The organism is Flavobacterium celericrescens (assembly GCF_011392075.1).
Taxonomy (GTDB): domain Bacteria; phylum Bacteroidota; class Bacteroidia; order Flavobacteriales; family Flavobacteriaceae; genus Flavobacterium; species Flavobacterium celericrescens.
On sequence record NZ_JAAJBV010000002.1, the window covers coordinates 1 to 17,367 of the forward strand.

General features: G+C 29.7%; 13 protein-coding genes. All 13 read right to left on the reverse strand.

Annotated elements, in window-relative coordinates:
• Nucleotides 1-94: 94 nt before the first annotated feature.
• Entirely contained in the window at nt 95-370 is a 276-nt protein-coding gene (locus G4L40_RS02665) for a hypothetical protein (RefSeq protein ID WP_166235619.1), read from the reverse strand.
• Nucleotides 371-376: 6 nt separating this feature from the next.
• Nucleotides 377-3,298, reverse strand: a complete 2,922-nt coding sequence (locus G4L40_RS02670) for a restriction endonuclease (RefSeq protein WP_166235620.1) — start codon at nt 3,296-3,298, stop codon at nt 377-379.
• 1 nt (nt 3,299) lies between these two features.
• Nucleotides 3,300-4,004: a hypothetical protein gene (locus tag G4L40_RS02675; RefSeq protein ID WP_166235621.1), complete on the reverse strand. Its 705-nt coding sequence runs from the start codon at nt 4,002-4,004 to the stop codon at nt 3,300-3,302.
• 12 nt (nt 4,005-4,016) lie between these two features.
• Nucleotides 4,017-5,930 carry a site-specific DNA-methyltransferase gene (locus tag G4L40_RS02680; protein WP_166235622.1) on the reverse strand — a complete coding sequence of 638 codons (1,914 nt, stop codon included), beginning with the start codon at nt 5,928-5,930 and terminating at the stop codon, nt 4,017-4,019.
• Nucleotides 5,931-5,940: 10 nt separating this feature from the next.
• On the reverse strand, nt 5,941-6,723 hold the full coding sequence (locus G4L40_RS02685; RefSeq protein WP_166235623.1) for a hypothetical protein: 783 nt from the start codon (nt 6,721-6,723) through the stop codon (nt 5,941-5,943).
• A gap of 2 nt (nt 6,724-6,725) precedes the next feature.
• Nucleotides 6,726-8,648: a site-specific DNA-methyltransferase gene (locus G4L40_RS02690; RefSeq protein WP_166235624.1), complete on the reverse strand. Its 1,923-nt coding sequence runs from the start codon at nt 8,646-8,648 to the stop codon at nt 6,726-6,728.
• Complete coding sequence (locus G4L40_RS02695; protein ID WP_166235625.1) at nt 8,632-10,035, reverse strand: GmrSD restriction endonuclease domain-containing protein; 1,404 nt, start codon at nt 10,033-10,035, stop codon at nt 8,632-8,634. The genes G4L40_RS02690 and G4L40_RS02695 overlap by 17 nt, the downstream gene beginning before the upstream one ends.
• Before the next feature lie 18 nt (nt 10,036-10,053).
• Complete coding sequence (locus G4L40_RS02700) at nt 10,054-12,912, reverse strand: SNF2-related protein (RefSeq protein WP_207785313.1); 2,859 nt, start codon at nt 12,910-12,912, stop codon at nt 10,054-10,056.
• A 317-nt stretch (nt 12,913-13,229) separates the two neighbouring features.
• A complete protein-coding gene (locus tag G4L40_RS02705) occupies nt 13,230-13,892 on the reverse strand; it encodes a hypothetical protein (protein ID WP_166235626.1) in 663 nt (220 codons plus the stop codon).
• A gap of 200 nt (nt 13,893-14,092) precedes the next feature.
• Complete coding sequence (locus G4L40_RS02710; RefSeq protein WP_166235627.1) at nt 14,093-14,752, reverse strand: ATPase; 660 nt, start codon at nt 14,750-14,752, stop codon at nt 14,093-14,095.
• Nucleotides 14,736-15,707, reverse strand: a complete 972-nt coding sequence (locus G4L40_RS02715; RefSeq protein ID WP_166235628.1) for a transcriptional regulator — start codon at nt 15,705-15,707, stop codon at nt 14,736-14,738. Before G4L40_RS02715 ends, G4L40_RS02710 begins: the two co-directional genes overlap by 17 nt.
• Nucleotides 15,708-16,101: 394 nt before the next feature.
• Entirely contained in the window at nt 16,102-16,404 is a 303-nt protein-coding gene (locus G4L40_RS02720) for a helix-turn-helix domain-containing protein (RefSeq protein ID WP_166235629.1), read from the reverse strand.
• Nucleotides 16,405-16,520: 116 nt separating this feature from the next.
• Nucleotides 16,521-17,360, reverse strand: coding sequence for an RteC domain-containing protein (locus G4L40_RS02725; protein ID WP_166235630.1), 840 nt, complete (start codon nt 17,358-17,360; stop codon nt 16,521-16,523).
• Nucleotides 17,361-17,367: the final 7 nt, after the last annotated feature.

Sequence of the window (17,367 nt, forward strand, 5' to 3'; positions counted from 1 at the left end):
ATGTCTTTGATGAAATTCTCTGCTGTTTTTTTCTTAGGTGTTTTCATACTATTTCAAAGTTAATAATTTTTGAAAACACTCTCTTAGTTTTGAACTAAATCAGTCCACTTTTTGCTGACGATTTACACTCAAAATTTTCTAGTGAACTTACTTCTTTTTGAATTTCAATATTTACTTTATTGTCTTTAGAATATTCGTCAAATAGTGTGTTGTAAAAACTTGTCTGGTCAAATATTTTTTTTAAAACTTCATGCAAAAGCAATTTATCTTCTTGAAGACAAATTGCTAATGCTCTTGTTAAATCGTTTTCTAATTTGTATCCTTTATCTTCTTTGGAATAGGAACTAAAAATGTTCAGATGTTTATTCATTAAAAATTATATACCAGAGTTAGTAATATCTGTTGCTACATCGTAATCTACACCTATTTCTTCAAAGTGTTTGCGACCACATTTGATTTTATCGTTTTCAGTTGTTCTTAATTTTAATTGGTCTTTTGTGGATTTAGTTTCTCTAACCATGTAGACCACATCACCGTTTTGCTTCATTATTGCCCAATCGGGATTATAACCTCCAACTGGCGTGTCTATTTTAAACCAACCTGGTAACTTGATGAAGTATTTAACATCTTTATTTTCCATTAGGTCTTTAGCAAATTTTTTCTCAATACTTGAGTCACACATTATCATATCTTGATAAATTTTATGTGATTGTTCCTTGGTAACTTCAACAACTTTATCTTTTGGATATTCTACTAATCTGTCAAAATCTCTTCTAATTTGTGACATTTCATATTGAACTCCTTCTAGTCTTTCATATTTGATACCGTCAATAATTACACGATTCATCACATAACGAATTTCTTTTACAACAGAATCCATAAACTGCTGCGGATTGATTTTAAATTCGTCTAATCTTTTTGATTGAATTAGAATTTGATAAATAGTATTTCTGGTTAACTCTGTTTTACCTTGAATGTATGTAAGAATATCTGGAACTACTTTAGCTGGTTCCGCATATTTAACTTGACCTAATTGTACTAATTGTGTTGAAACCCCTTTTGAGTGAATATCTAAATCTGCTAGTTGTGTTCTAATTTGTGGAGCTTTTATTTTCTCCATTAACTTGATAGCCTTAACTGCTTCTTCGATTAAATATTCGGTACTAAATTTGACTGAGTAGATTGTTTTTGTATTAATTGCATTCCAGAATTTTTCAAACTCTGGGTCTAATAATACTTTTTCATTGAATTTTACTTTTATGCGATTGTTTTTGTTTTCAATGATTTGATTTAATTGGTATTTTTCAACTGCTTTAATTACCTCTTTTAATGGAACTTCTTTAAGTTCTTCGGGTAAATTAATGGTGTAATTTTCTACAGCTTCATTAAATTCTTTATTAATAAATCCATCTTCAGCTATCCATTTATTGTCTTTAAGATGGTCCCAAATAATTTCAGATTCTTTTTCAGCAACTTTAAGAGATTTATCCTCTTTTGTATATTTAATACCTATGAATGCTTCTATTGGCAATCTACCAAATACAAAACCACAATCTTCTTCAAATTCTTTTTGTAATGAAGCTGCGAAATCTTCATAACTTTCATTTGCTATTACTACTAAATTATTTATGTTTTTATCAAAAATTCTTTCCCCTTTTTGATTAACTGGTAAACGTAAACCACGTCCAATCTCTTGACGTTTTTTAAGACCCGATTTAGTATCGTTTAAAGTACAAATTTGGAATACATTTGGATTATCCCAACCTTCTCTTAAAGCAGAGTGAGAGAAAATGAATTTTAATGGTTCCTCTAGTGATAATAATTTCTCCTTATCACGCATGATTAATGAATACGTATCTTCATCATCTGCTTGAGAACCACTTGTATTTTTTTCGTTTCCTTTTTTGTCTTTAGAGAAATAACCATTGTGTACTTTATCTACAGGAAGAATATCCAAGAACATTGTAAACTCTTGTGCGACTTCTTTATATATTTCTTCAAACCAAATACCATATTGTCCTAACTCAAAACCTGTATCCGTATGAATACGATAATTTTCTACCTTATCTAAAAAGAATAACGATAAAACTTTAATTCCAAGATCTTTAACTTGAAGCTCTTTTTCGAAATGATTTTTGATTGTTGCTCGAATTTGTTCTTTAATTATGTCTTTTTTAACACCTCCATTTTCTTGACCAATTCCTAAGCGTAAACCATTTGAGAATTTTACAAATTCCATACCTGGTCTTGAATTGATTTCAGTAATTTGGAAACCATTACGATATATTTCTCTTTCTTCTGATTCTATGAATAAATCCTTATCCTGAGTTAATGTTTTTTTAACTTCAACTGGACCTTCTTTTGTTTGTTTATGAAATGATACATTACAAGTAATCTTGCCTTTATTGTTTGTAATGCTATTTACTTTTACAAAGGCATTGTTTGCGTCGTTTTCTCCTAAAACCGAAGCAACCGATATCTTTTTTACTAACCCTTTTTGGAAAGCTTGAACAGGGTCTAAACTATATAATAAGTTATACTTGTCTTTGTGAGTAGCTGAATAACGAAGTGTGCATAAAGGATTTAAATTATTGATTGCCTCTTTTGCTTTAACACTCTCCATATTTTGAGGTTCATCCAAAATAACAATTGGATTTGTTGCTTGGATAAATTCAATAGGAGCTCTACCGGACATTCTATCATTCGGTATGTGAATTACATTGTTTGTTGCTTTGTTGAATGAATCGATATTAATAATCATTAATTGTAGTTCATTGCCAATTGCAAAGTTTCTTAATTCATTTACTCTCTTACTATCATATACAAAATGATTGAAAGGAACACGATTATAAAGATTAAGAAAATCTTCTTTTAAGGTTTTAATAGATTGTAATACTCCCTCACGAATAGCAATAGAAGGTACTACAATAATGAATTTCTTGAAACCATACTTTGCTTGTAATTCAAAAACTGTACGCAGGTAAACATAGGTTTTACCTGTACCTGTTTCCATTTCAATTGAAAAGTTTTTTCCTTTTGATTGCGGTGTATATTTTTGAAAAATATTATTGTATTTCTGAATTTCGTTGATATTATCGATAATTGAATTATCATCAATGATAATTTGATTACCAATACCTAATTCGTTTTGTACTTGGTTTGCAAAAATACCTTTACCCTGAGTCCCTAATTGTATTTCAAAGTCCCCTTTATTTAAAGGTTGTCCTTTAAAAGTGTCAACTACCGCTTTAATTGCTTCTAGTTGATATGATTGTTTATGGTCGAATTTTAGTTTCATCTTAATACCCAATTGATTTTAAAAATTCAATAAACTTGTTGGTATCCAAAGTATTCATATATTCAAGTACTCGATAATTACCTGGCTCTATTGCAAAACCATCCCATGCATTTAAATGAGTATTAAAACCATCATTTAGAATCATTTCCCAAGTTGAAGAACCAACAAGACTAAATTTTATAATTTCACTTGTCAAAATATCTTTTTTTTGTGTTTCAAATAAAACACCACAATAAAAATTTTTCTGAATTTCACCTGGTTTGATAGAATTACTATAGGGTCCAATATTTTTAAAATTATTAAATTTTGAACAAATACCAAACTTTACTCCATTTCTTATAAAAGATGATCTAACCTCTATTGTTTCTCCTTTTTTTAGAACAATATCAATTTGATTTTTGGCGTCATTACATATAGTTAAAGAAGCTATATTTCCTAATTCTTCATTAATGTATTGTAACCAAGCTTTTTCTGATAACAATCCTCCAAATGAATCTTTTAATTTTAATTCATCATCTCTTGTTATCGCTGAATCACTTGCAGCTCCAGAGTTCACTAATCCAGCTAATTTTTTTGCTTCATTTAATATGTTAATGTATTCTTCAGACCCTTTAATTAATTCAACATCTACTACATTAAATTCTATGTCTAAATAACTATTATTTACAGGTACTTGACATTTAATTGTGTTTCTTGACAATTTCATATTCATTATTCTTTAAACTGTTCTAAAATCTTCTATATTATGTGACTTTAAAATTTGAACAGCATTAGTTTTTAAATCATCTTTTTGATTAAAACCAGAATCTAATACAATTACTCTAGCTGGGTCCAATTTTGCAATTTCTTTAATCACTTCAACATTTAAACTATCATCTAAACATATTAATAATGAATTGTTCTCTATTGAATACACGTCTTTATTTGCAAGTTTTAACAAATCAATTTTTACTGACAATTTAAAACCAGATTTAAGAATTAATTCAGTTAATATATCTTCTTTTGAACTATTTAAATCAATGTGAAAAAGACCATTTTCTAATTCATTCTCTAATTTCATGTTTTCAGTATTTCCATCCCAAATTTTGAAATTTGATTTATCTAGTTTGAATGATTTAAAACCTAAATCTAAGTTTGTATCGTTCGACTCAACTTCAAATTTTATTTTATTAATTTCTTCTTGTTTTTTAGATTCAATTGTGTTTCTATAATAATTCAAAGCTTTTTTAATTCTATCTCTGCCAATATCCGCGATTGTTTTATAACCTTTTTTAAAAGCTTCAGATTTTTCATTACATAATTCTGGTAGTTGAATCATAATAAATTTTCTATTACCATTTGTAATATGATTTAAATCTAATACAGCATGAGCAGTAGAACATGAACCACCAAAAAAATCTAAAATAATATCATTATCATTATCAGAAGTTGCAAAAGACATTAAATGTTTTAAGAGTTCTATTGGCTTTGGATTATTAAATAAATTTGCTGTTCCAAGTGTATTTGTTAATAAAGCCTTACCTTTACTATTAGTTGCTTCATTAATTATCATTGATCTAGGAACTTTCATTTTTTCATCACCATCTTTATCTTTAGCATATATTTTATATTCAACTTTCCAATTTCCTTTAGTATCTTTTTCAATTAATACTTTATTTTCAGATAAAGCTTTTAAAAAAGAATTTTGTTCCCACTTCCATTCATCAAATAACTTGGTACCATCAGGACAATCAATTTCATATTGTAAACCTGGTCTAGGATCATCGGGACGCATCCTTAAGAATGATTTAGTTTGATAAGCTCCTAATTCATTAAAATGTTCATCTCTATACTTATATTTTTTTAAATCATCATCATCTAAAGGTAATCTTAACTTATCAATATAGTTTAGGTTCTTAGCATAGCATAATATGTACTCGTGATCTATTGCAAAATATTTAGAATCATTGCCACCACCACCATGCCTTTTCCAAATTATCTCTTGCAAATAATTTTCTTCACCAAAGATTTCATTACAAATTGATCGTAAATTATGAATTTCATTATCATCAATTGAAATACAAATTATTCCGTCTTTCTTTAATAAATTTCTTGCTAAAAATAATCTAGAATACATCATATTAGCCCAATTTGAGTGATACCTACCAGTTGTTTCTGAATTGGTTGAAAATTTTATACCTTCTTCATTCACTTGACCAGTATATGCTAAATATGTGTTTAAATTTTCTTGAAATCTATCTGGATAAATGAATTCACCCCCCGTGTTATAAGGTGGGTCTATATAAATCATTTTTATTTTACCATAATATGATTTTTGAAGTAGTTTCAATACTTCTAAATTATCACCTTCAATGAAAATATTTTCAGTTGTATCCCAATTAACACTTTCTTCTTTGCAAGGTTTTAAGGTTCCAATGCTTGGTTCTTGAATTACTTTAAAGCAATCTTTTTTACCTGGCCATTGCAACCCGAAACGTTCTTCAGAATCTGATACATCTTCACCTAAAGTTAGTTTTAGTTTTTCGAAATCTATTTTATCTTCTGAAAATACTTGAGGCATGATAGCTTTTAATTGCTTTTTTAAATCCTCAGTTATTTCAAGTGATTTTAAGTTTACTTTTTCAACTTCCATTATCTATATGTTATTCTTTTAAAAAATCTTCTATTGAGAATATTCCTAAATCAATTATTTTAAATTCATTTGTATCAATAGGAATATTAAAAACTTTCACTTTTGAAACATCATCATTGAAAGGAAACTTTGTTCTTTGATTATATAAAATATTAAATTCAATATTTGCTCTTTTACAAACTTTCCAAACTAGAATAAAATTATTATAATCGTCAGAATATGGCTCCCATTTATTTAAATCAATATACGAACGTTTTAATTCATAAATTTTAATGATATTATCACTTAAATCATATTTTATCAAATCAAAATCAGATACCTTTAAATCACTACCCAAACTAACTCTTTGCCATTTGTGATAAGCATTTGATGTTTTATCATTTAAATATTTTCCTGTAGAAATATTTTCCTTTATTGGCAATAAAAATTCTTTAAAAATTTGGTGTAAATCTTTTAAATTAATTTTTGTCAAATTAGTTGGATTGTTAACATAATCAACAATAAAGACTTCCTCAAGCTCTTCAATATCCTTATCAAACCTCAATAAAACTAAAGGAATAGATGTTCTTTTGTGAATTTCTTTTAATGGTTTCCATAATTTTTTTTCTTCATCTAACAACTTCTTTGTTTCAATTAAATTAGAAGAAGTACCTGATAAGCCAATAAGTAACTTAGGCTCACAATTTTTATCACCATAAATAATTTGCCATTGGTTTTCACAAACAAAAGAGAAATGATTAATAGAATTAATATTTAAATAATCATATAGGGCATTACCATTGTAATAATTCATATCTAAATTGTTTTAAAATCTTCAACCCCAAATGATTTTAATATTTGAGCTGCATTTGCCTTTAATTCATCTTTTTGATAGAAACCTGAATCTAAAAAGACCACTCTTGCTGGTTCTAACACTGCAATTTCTTTTATTACTTCATCATTTAAATTATCGTCTAAACAAATGATTAAACTGTCGTTTTCTATAGAAAAAACTTCTTTGTTTGCTAAAACTTTTGAATCTATTTTTACTGTTAATTCAAAACCAGATTTAAGAAATATTTCTGTTAAGATGTCTTCTTTAGAACTATTTATATCTATATGGAACAAGGCTTTTTCCAATTGATTTTGAAGTGTTTCATTTTCAGTATTTCCTTCCCAAGTTTTGAAATTTGAGCGATCGAGTTTGTAAATTTTCAAACCTAAATCAGAGGAAGACGATTCTTTATAGTTATCTGTGATTCGTTTAATTCTTTCAACACTTAAATTTGATATAGAATTTATTTTACTGGTTTCGCCAGTATTTGAAATAGGCTCTGGAAGCTGAATCATAATAAATTTTATATTTTTAGAATATTTATTATTAAGCTCAATAACTGCGTGAGCAGTTGTGGAAGACCCTGCAAAAAAATCAAGCACTATATCTCCATTTTCTACTAAAGGATTAATGATGTCACTTACAAATAAATAAGGCTTAGGATTATCAAATGAAAGTTTAATTCTTTTAAATAATTCATCATCACTCCCTCCATATTCTAAAATACTCGGAATATTTTCTTCCATATTTTCCTTTAGAAAATATTTTCGTTCAGGTTGTTTGGTTTCATCATCCCCAAATAAAATTAAATCATCTTCCAAAAGTTTTTTCATAGTTGAAGAAGGATTTCTCCATCCACGATCAGGAAAAGGGCATGGTTTATTTGTAATTGGATGAATCAAGGGTACAAAATAATCATCTGGAGCTTTCTTTTTATTTGGCCAAGCCATTGAAACACCTCTGTAAACATTTCCTTTTAGATCTATTTTTGAATATGCTTTTTCTCCTCCGCTAAAATTTTGTTTTCTAATCCAAGAACTAAATTCTTTATTTGCTTCATCTAATGGTAGCTTTTCATACAAAGATTTTGCTTTTTCTAGAATTTTTTCAGCATTTTTTTTGGGTCTTTTGAATTCTGATTTAGAAAATAAATACTCCTTATTTTTAGCAAAAATTAAAATATTTTCGTGTTGATATGAAACTCCTTTTGAATCACCTTTTGGATTTAATTTGTTCCATATTATATTACCAATAAAGTTTTCTTCACCAAATATTTCTTTACATAATTGTTCTAAATTACATACTTCATTTTCATCAATATGAATAATAAGAACACCATCATTTTTTAATAGATTTCTTGCTAAAAACAAACGTGGATACATCATGTTTAGCCAATTAGAATGAAAACGACCAGAAGTTTCCGTATTAGTGGAGAACTTTTTGCCTTCATCATTAACTTGACCTGTGTAAGCTAAATATGTATCTAAATTTTCTTGAAATCTATCTGGGTAAATGAATTCACCTCCTGTGTTGTAAGGAGGGTCAATGTAAATCATTTTGATTTTACTGTAATACGATTTTTGAAGTAGCTTTAAAACTTCTAGGTTATCTCCTTCAATGAAAATATTTTCAGTTGAATCCCAATTGACACTTTCTTCTTTACAAGGTTTTAATGTACCAATACTCGGTTCTTGAATTACTTTGAAACAATCTTTTTTACCAGGCCATTGCAAACCAAATCGTTCTTCAGAATCCGATATATCTTCACCTAAAGTAAGTTTTAGTTTTTCGAAATCAATTTTGTCTTCTGAAAACACTTCTGGAAAAAGTTCTTTTAACTTGTTCTTTTTGTCTTCTGAAATATTCATTGATTTTAAGTCTAATTTGTTAATTGTTTCCGACATTGTATTCTGTATTATTCTTCTTTGCTCTATTAAAATATCTTAACACTAACTGTGCATTAGCATACTCTGTTTTTCCCCCTTTTGAGAAAGGAACAATATGATCTACTTCTGAATCTTCGATTGCTAGAATTTGTTGGCCACTCAATGCACATACAGGATTTTCTTCAAATAACCTTTTCTTAATACTATATGGAAAAATTCTTTGTTGATACGATTTATCACCAATGATTTCATCTAATTTTTCATACCAAATTTTGAAGCGTTTTTTTAATATGTTTTTATCAGAAGTTTGAATTAATATTGACTCAATAAATTCTTGATTATTTGACATTAAATCTAACATTGCTTCTCTAATGTAATCTGCATGCTGTAATACTTCATTTTTTGAATAATTTACAAAACCACACATTTGGATATCAAACAATGCCATGTTTAATCGTGTTTTTATCCAACCTCCTTTATCAGTATTTTCATCGATTGGAACATATCTTCTGAAAGCTGTCTCACCAAAAACTACTTTAACTAAGTCAACAACATGTAAAAATCTTTCTCTGTATTCTTTTTCTTTAGCTGCTGAAAAGTTTCTATTATCTCTTAATTCTTTATTACAGAATTGTTTCATACTTGGTTTATAATTCAAATATGTTTTTTCACTTAATGCAAAGAATCTCAAAATCATACCACGATAAATCATTCTTTTCTTGTAGTTGTCTTTACTTACAAGGAAATGAAATGTTGAATCTTGTTCTAATTCGCCTAAAAGTTTTACATAGTTACCACGATAAACCGTATTACGAATTTCATCTTCATTCAATTTGATTGAACCTGTATTTAAACGTTCAAATATTTCAAATTTGATGTCTTCGTTTGATTCTTTCTTAATTATAATTGTATGAAGTGTTGTCTTCTTTATTTTGTTTTGTTGTTCTTTGTCTAACTGAGCAAATGTTTTTTTGTTTAATTCCTTTAACACATTTAAACCCGTTAATTTAAAATCAGTTCTATCGGGATATTTCCCACTCAAAAATGAGATAAAAGTTGTAAGTCTTTGTTGACCATCAATTACACTATAAGTTTCATTTTGTTCTTCGGCTAAATAAACAACTGGAATAGGTACATCCATTAAAACAGATTCTATTAATTTACTTGCTATAGCTGGAGTTGCTACATATTTACGTTGGTAATCCGGTTGTAAATCAATATCACCATCTTGATGCATTGAATGGAATTCGCGAATGGAAAAATCTTTTGCTTGCCAAATAATTTTTCTATTATCTTCTTCTGATAATTCTAATTCTTCATTTGTATCAAATTCATTTTGTAAATCTAATAAATCATCATCACTCCATTCATCGTTTTCTATATTTGAGTTTGATTTTGTATTCATGTGTTCCAATATATTTTATTAAATTAATTCCCAGTTTATTTTAAAAAGTAATTTTGACTCTATCTTTTGTTGCAATTTAGCTTCAACAATATCTATGATTTTATCTTTTTCTTCTTCGATTTTTCTTCCTTCGATTTCATATTGTCGCCAAGCTTCATCGCGTTTTTGTTCTTTATCCTTGAGTTTTTTTCGCATGCTTAATTTCTCAGGTAAACTTTGAGATAATCTACTAATACGTTTTAAATCTTTGATTTCTTCCTCTAATTCTTTTAAAGTTACTTTCAAAGAGTTTCTTTTATCATCTGACCATTTATCTAATTTTTCTAATTCTTCATCAAAAAATGCTGCATTTCTATTTTCAATTTGTTTTAAAATAGTTGCTTTATTTTTATCAAAAGTGTTTTCTAGAATGGATTCTTTATAGATTTCATAAGTAGTTATTTGTTCTTTAACTGGAAGACTTAACAATCTTTCACATTCTTCTTTTGTTAAACGTGTGTCTTCTGAAACACCCGAAAGTACAATGTAGTCTTCTTCTTCAAGAGCAGAAACAGTTACTTGATTTATTTGTAAACTTCCTTTTTTGCCAATGTACTTTTCTAATAAGGCTATGTTTGTTTTTGTACCTGTATAATCAAAAGTTAAAGTACTATTTTCAAGATTTATTTCTTTAAAATAATTTATTATTGATTGAGCCAAAGGATGACCTAAACGATAAAAATAGGCACTTTCCGCTTCTTTATTTAATTGATATCTTCCGGTATTAATGTTAGGAACATTGTATGGGTTTTTATTCAATTGAAATAAGAATTTATTATCATCAAAATTAGCTACTTCTTTTAGAGCCAATTTTGTTATTTTCCATAACCACTGTTGGTATTTGTTTAAATAAATTTCACTGTCGTTAAGTGTAACCTTTAATTTTTCAATTACTTCTTCATCAAAATTTTCAAGTAACTTTTGTCTTGTTTTTTTATATTCTACATCAATGTCTTCTTTGAATTCTTCTTTTAATTTATCAAAAGCTAGATTGATTTCTTCATTAGTTCTACAATATTGGTATATCTCAGCAATTTTCTTTTCAAAATCAATTCCACTTTCAATAGAACCCAATACTTCATCACTAGCCCCAAATACTCCATCAAATAACTTGAACTTTTCATTAAGAATTTCAAAAACTCTTTGATCTGCTGCATTGTTAGTATTTACAAAGTTTACCACAACTACGTCAAATTTTTGGCCATATCTATGACAACGACCAATTCTTTGTTCAATTCTTTGTGGGTTCCAAGGTAAGTCGTAATTGATTAAAAGCGAACAAAATTGTAAATTGATACCTTCAGCAGCAGCTTCGGTAGCAATCATAATTTTAGCTTCGTTTCTAAAATGTTCAACAATAGCAGCTCTAGTATCAGCACTTTTAGCACCACTAATTACATCCGTGCCTTTATGTTTCGCTATCCAAGATTGATAAATTTCGTTAATTTCTGGTGTATTATTTTGACCATTGAATAAAACTACTTTTCCTTTGTAATCTTCTGATTGTTCTAATAACTCTTTTAAATAGTACTGAGTTCGTTGTGATTCAGTAAAAATTATAGCTTTTTCATTAGCTTTAAATTCTCTTAACTTATCAAAACCTTGTTCTAAGGCTGTTTTTAACTTTTCACCTTTAGCATTATGTACAATATTTTCAGCTAAATCTCTGAATGTGAAAAGTTCTTCAACTTCGTTTTCTATTGCTTTTATTTCTTCATCAGAATAGAATTCCTCTTCTTCAACAACGTCGTTTTCGTAATATTCCTCCTCTAACTCTTCATAAGTATCGTAGTCTTCAAAAATATCATCAAAAGATTGATTGACTTTTATTTTCTTTAATTTGTTGTCTAATTTAACCGCCAAAGAACCAATTGTTTTTGCAATAGCGTGAGTTGAAGAAGCAAGCAATTTTCTCAGTATTAGCGTAATCAGATGCCTTTGACTATTTGGTAAAGCATATAAACTCTCTCTTTGTAGATACTCAGACACCATATCGTATAACAACTGTTCATCTTTACTGGGGGTAAAGTTAATTGTTAATGGTATTCTGTTTGTATAGTTAATATACTCCTGAACTTGTCTTCTTAGATTTCTTTTACAAATTGGTTTTAATCTTTCTTTTAAATCATCAAAATCTTCTTCGTTGTTAAGTCGAGAAAATTGAGATTTAAAACTTTTTATGTCACCAAATGTAAATTCATCTATAATGCTTACTAAACCAAACAACTCTAATAATGAATTTTGTAATGGTGTAGCAGTTAACAATACTTTCTTTCTTAATTCTAAAGCATTTTTGATGTTGTTGCCAATTTTATTATTTGGACGATATACATTTCTTAATTTGTGAGCTTCATCAATAATTACTAAATCCCAGTTAACCAAACTTAAAAAATCAGATTTATTACTTGCAAAATTGTATGATGTTATGACTATCTGATTTTGTTCAAATGGATTGAAAACATCATTTTTTTTGAACTGATTAAATGATTTAGTTTCTAAAATCAATGACGGTAGATAGAATTTATCCATCAATTCCTGATTCCATTGTTTTCTTAAACTTGAAGGGCAAATGATTAACAACTTTCTTTTACCAACAGCCCAATGCTGAGACAATAAAATACCAGCTTCAATTGTTTTTCCTAAACCAACTTCATCTGCTAAAATAGCACCTTTGGAAAGGGGAGAATTAAATGCAAATAAAGCTGCTTCAATTTGATGTGGATTCAAATCAACTTTAGCGTCCATTAATGTTGCACTAAGTTTTTCAACACTATCACTAGGACAACGTTTCGTTAATTCAAAGGCATAATATTTGGCTTGATATTGATTAATAATCATCTTGAAGAATAGAATAGAAATGTATAGAATATTAATTCGTAAACTTACAAAAAAAGTATTGAAAGAAAAATACTAGAATAAACAAAACAAAATATTTATCAACAAAATGTATTAAATATCTTATTTGTTCATAGGATTTGTTTGGTTTTGATTATTTAGAATTTTTTTCAAGTTTCAAGTTTCAGGTTTAAGGTTTCAGGATGAAGTTTAAGCTGCGCTTAAAAGTAAGCCTACTACTTAGGAGATTCCTAGCAAGCTCGGAAAGACAGAAAAAAAAGATGCTGAAACCAGTTCAGCATGACAAAGTTTTTTTAGAGTTATTCAAATAAAATTTTTAGCTTTCTACTGTAATTGATTTTTACGAGATAGTCAATGAATTCGGGGAGTTCTGATAGTGATAGTAAGCCGTTTGTGTTTTGTGGCATTGCTTCGCAGTTGAAGTCATAGATGTGTTTTTTGCATTTGATTTCACCGAGTGTAAATAGTAATAAAATATAAGCATTTCGTTCCAATTTTTTTTTACGGATTTGCATGGTGTTTTTATTACCATACAATGTCAAAATTATTTTTTTAGTTGCGATATTGTAATCTTCTAATTTGATTTTTGTGTTTTGGATTAATTCTGATAAATCATTTGGTATTGTTGGGTTTTCAAGGTTTAATGGTGTTATAAATACCTGAATGGAGAAGTATTGTAACGTCGGGGTTTTTTGTTCTAGTTCATTCATTTTTGGGAATAGTTTTCTGTAGCCGTGAGCTGTAAAAAAAAGTTTTAATTTATCTTCATTTTGTGGGTGGTTTGTGATGAAATATTCTATTCGTTTGGATACGTAGTTGAGGTTTCTTTGGAGGTGAAAGAGTACTTCTTTTTTGTTGATATCTAGTTTGCAAGCGTTGTAGATGGCTTGTTCGTTGTCTTGGAACCAGGTCCAGAAGTTTTGGATGGTTTTTATTTGGCGAGGGGATAGGTGTTTGTTCATTTTTATCGGATTTTACGTTGCACTTAGTTGGCACGCGGATGAAGCGGATTTTTAAGCGCGGGTTTGACGGATTTTTTTTGGTTGTCGGTTGTTGGTTGTTTGGGTGCATTTAAGCTGCGCTTAAAAGAGAATGCCTGCTTTGCAGGAGATTCCTAGTTTCACTCGGAATGACACAATCATTTTCATTATCATTGAAAATTTTATCTTTTATCCCTGGATTCATTGTTGAAGGTGATTAGGTTGAACATTGACCTCATCCTTGATCGAAGGCGGTTGCCGTAGAGGGCTTCGATTTCGCTTGCAGAGAGGTTTGTAGTTATGTGGGTGATGGAATGATTTTGCACAAAATCTTCGTATCGTGAAATGATTATTTCTGCCATTACGTTGAGGTCGTTGCCGTAGTGTTTGATGTTTTGTTCGGCGCCTAAGTCGTCGAAACAATAGCCGGTTAAGCGTGATTGTGTGTGTTCTTTTTGGGTGTAATTTTGGAGTGCTTCGAAGCCGTTTTTTGCGAACTCGAATGATATTTCTCTACACGTTTTAATTTTGTAGTCGTGTTTGTGGTAAAAAAATGGCCGAATTAACGCCATAATTGACGTTTTCCCGCATCCAATTGGTCCCGATAATAAAATACCTTTGCGAAGGTCTAAATCGAGCTCTAAAGCCGTTTTTTCATCTCGAATAGCATAAATTACTAATTTGAGAATGGTTTGGTGGTCGATAGCTTCAATTTTGAAATAACGACCGTAGATGAGTTTGCCCTGGTACTCGATGTAGTTTAAGCACCAGTTGAAGTTGTAAACTTTGATTCCGTTTTGGATAACGAAAGTGTCTTTGATGGTGTTAAAGTGCTTCTCCATAATTTTTTTGATTTGTTACGTGAAGGTGGTTTGGATTTAGATTAATGGTTCTCGACCCCGAACGGTCGGGACAGGCTTCCGCTCGAGATGACAGCGTGGAATTCTTGTTATCATTTTTGGAAAACTTTTTTGCGTTAAGCATCCAGTTTCTTGCAGCTGCTTTCCAATCTTTCATTTTGGTTCTGCCACCGACTAACCAGCCGTTGCTTTCGAAATAGTTGAAGAACCGTTGTGCTTCGATTTCGGTGAAGTTTTTTTCAATGAAGTAAATTTGAGCTTCTTCCTGAGTGGGTTTTGAAAATTTTGAAACAAGCTTCTCGACTGAGTTGGTGGAAACAGAAGAATTGTTTGAAAAATTCTTTTTCTTTTTTTCGCGCAACTTTTTTTCTTTTTCTTCTTCAACTTTTAAATCCAATTCTTGAACCTCTTCAAAAATTGAATTTGTAAAATTTAATTTTTTTTCATTTTTTGAATTTTCTTGCTTAGCTATGTTTATAATGTTTGTATTGTTTATATTGTTTATATAAGGTACATGTTTAGAGCTTGTTTGATGCTTGTTTAGAGCTTGTTTAGTAACCTGTTCATCAACCTGTTCAATGACTTGGTCATTTTTTGACTTGGTTGTGCGCTTTTTTAGTTCTTTTTTAGGAACTGGTTTGGTGTAAAAATCTAGGTTACATACTTCCAAAATTGACCCTTTAAATGGGTTAAAAGATGGTTTATAAATCACATATTCTCTATCCGTTAAATCTTTCATGCATTTGTGGTAAGTTGCGGTGGATGCAATTTTGCTAATGCGCATCAGTTCGTCTCGTGAAATGCTAATTGGATTTTGAAAGCGGTTTTGATTCCATAGTTGGAATATGGCCATGTAGAGGCTTATGTGTGTTGGGTTGAGGTCGTAATCGGCGCTTACTTTTTCGAAGAAGCCGGTCAAATGTTTTATATAGTTCATGGTTAATTGTTTATTGTTAAATGTTATGGTTTTAAGCTACGCTTAAAAGATGTCTCGACTACGCTCGATTTGACAAGGTTTAACTGAGTTAAACATTAGTCTACTTCGAAGGTGTCTCGACTGCGCTTGATTTGACAAGGTTTAACTGGATTAAACATTAGCCTACTTCGTAGGTGTCTCGACTTCGCTCGATTTGACAAGGTTTACTGGGTTAAACATTAGCCTACTTCGTAGATATCTCGACTGCGCTCGATATGACAAGGTTTAACTGGGTTAAACGTGAACCTACTTCGTAGGAGATACTTTGGCAAGCGCAGTATAACAACTTTTTGTGTTCGATTTGCAGGTGCAAACTTCACAGGTGCTGTTGCAGGTGTTTGTGTTTTCTTGCATCTTACTTTTCTAGCATTTTAGTGATGTCTTCGTAGTTGTAGTAGATGATGCCGCCGATGCGTTTGTACTTAAGTGTTCCGTTGATTCGGAGATTTTGTAAGGTGCCTGGAGAGATTTTTAGGATTTCACGAACTTCCGCTGATTTGAGCCAAGGTTTGTGAAGTGTTTCTTGAGTTGTTGAACTTTTGATTTCTTGAAGTAGCAGATTACCAAAGTTTAGTAAATCTCTTTTGGTTACTACTTGGTGGTTTAGTAGTTCGATGTTGTCTGTTTCTGGGAACAGGGCTTTGTGATTGAAATTCATAATGCTATGTTTTGAAGTTATTTGGTACAAAACAATTGCATTTGAAAAAGAAAAGTTCCCAAGTTGGTACCAACTTGGGAACGATTTTTATGCTTTTTGGTTGAATTTAGTTTTCTTTATTTATAATCGTTTTCGATTTTTGATTCCAGAGCTGCTTGCAACTGAATTAAAAATCTAGTTTGATCAGTTTTTCGGTTTTTGATATCGATGAAGCTTCTGGTGATGTTATCACCTAAATCGATTTGAAATGCTTTTTCAAAAACATGTGTAATCTCTTTTATATCGGCTTGACCGTTATCGAAAACTTTAGCTTCGTGTAACGCGTAAATTAATTCAATTAAATCTACTTTTTTGGCTGTCCAATGAAGATTGGATTTTATTTGATTGTTAGTAATTGCACATGATTGATTCAGATTATCAATACGGTTTTCGATGTGTAATGCTAGTAATTCGAAAGCAATTACTTCCGCTAGCAAAAAATCATGTGACGTACATAATTTAGCATCATGAATAATCACGGCGCAATCGTTTAAAAATATGTCTTTATACTTTTTCCTGGTAAAATACAATTCATCAAAATGAGTGGAATGGCTTTTTATGTATTTGATAAATTCTCTGTTTTTCCTGTAAAATTGGTTTATTATATCCAGCTTTTTCTCAAAGTGTTTTATCCTTTTGCTTTTATCTAATGGAAGAGATGCCACTAAAGAAAGGATTTCTTTGTAAAAAATAAGTTTTGCTACAATATTGGGTTTAATTTCTTTGAAGAATTTGATTTCTTCTTGAATGGTTTTGAAGACATGGTGTTTAAGCCAGTCTGTTAACTGCTTTAAAACGTCTTCAATGAAAATGATAATTTTTTTTGCTTTTTCTACATCATTGGAATAGGTGTTAAGGATTAGACTTAATTCGTGTTCAAAATCTACCAAAGAATTGTTTTTTATACTTGTAATCATAAAAAAA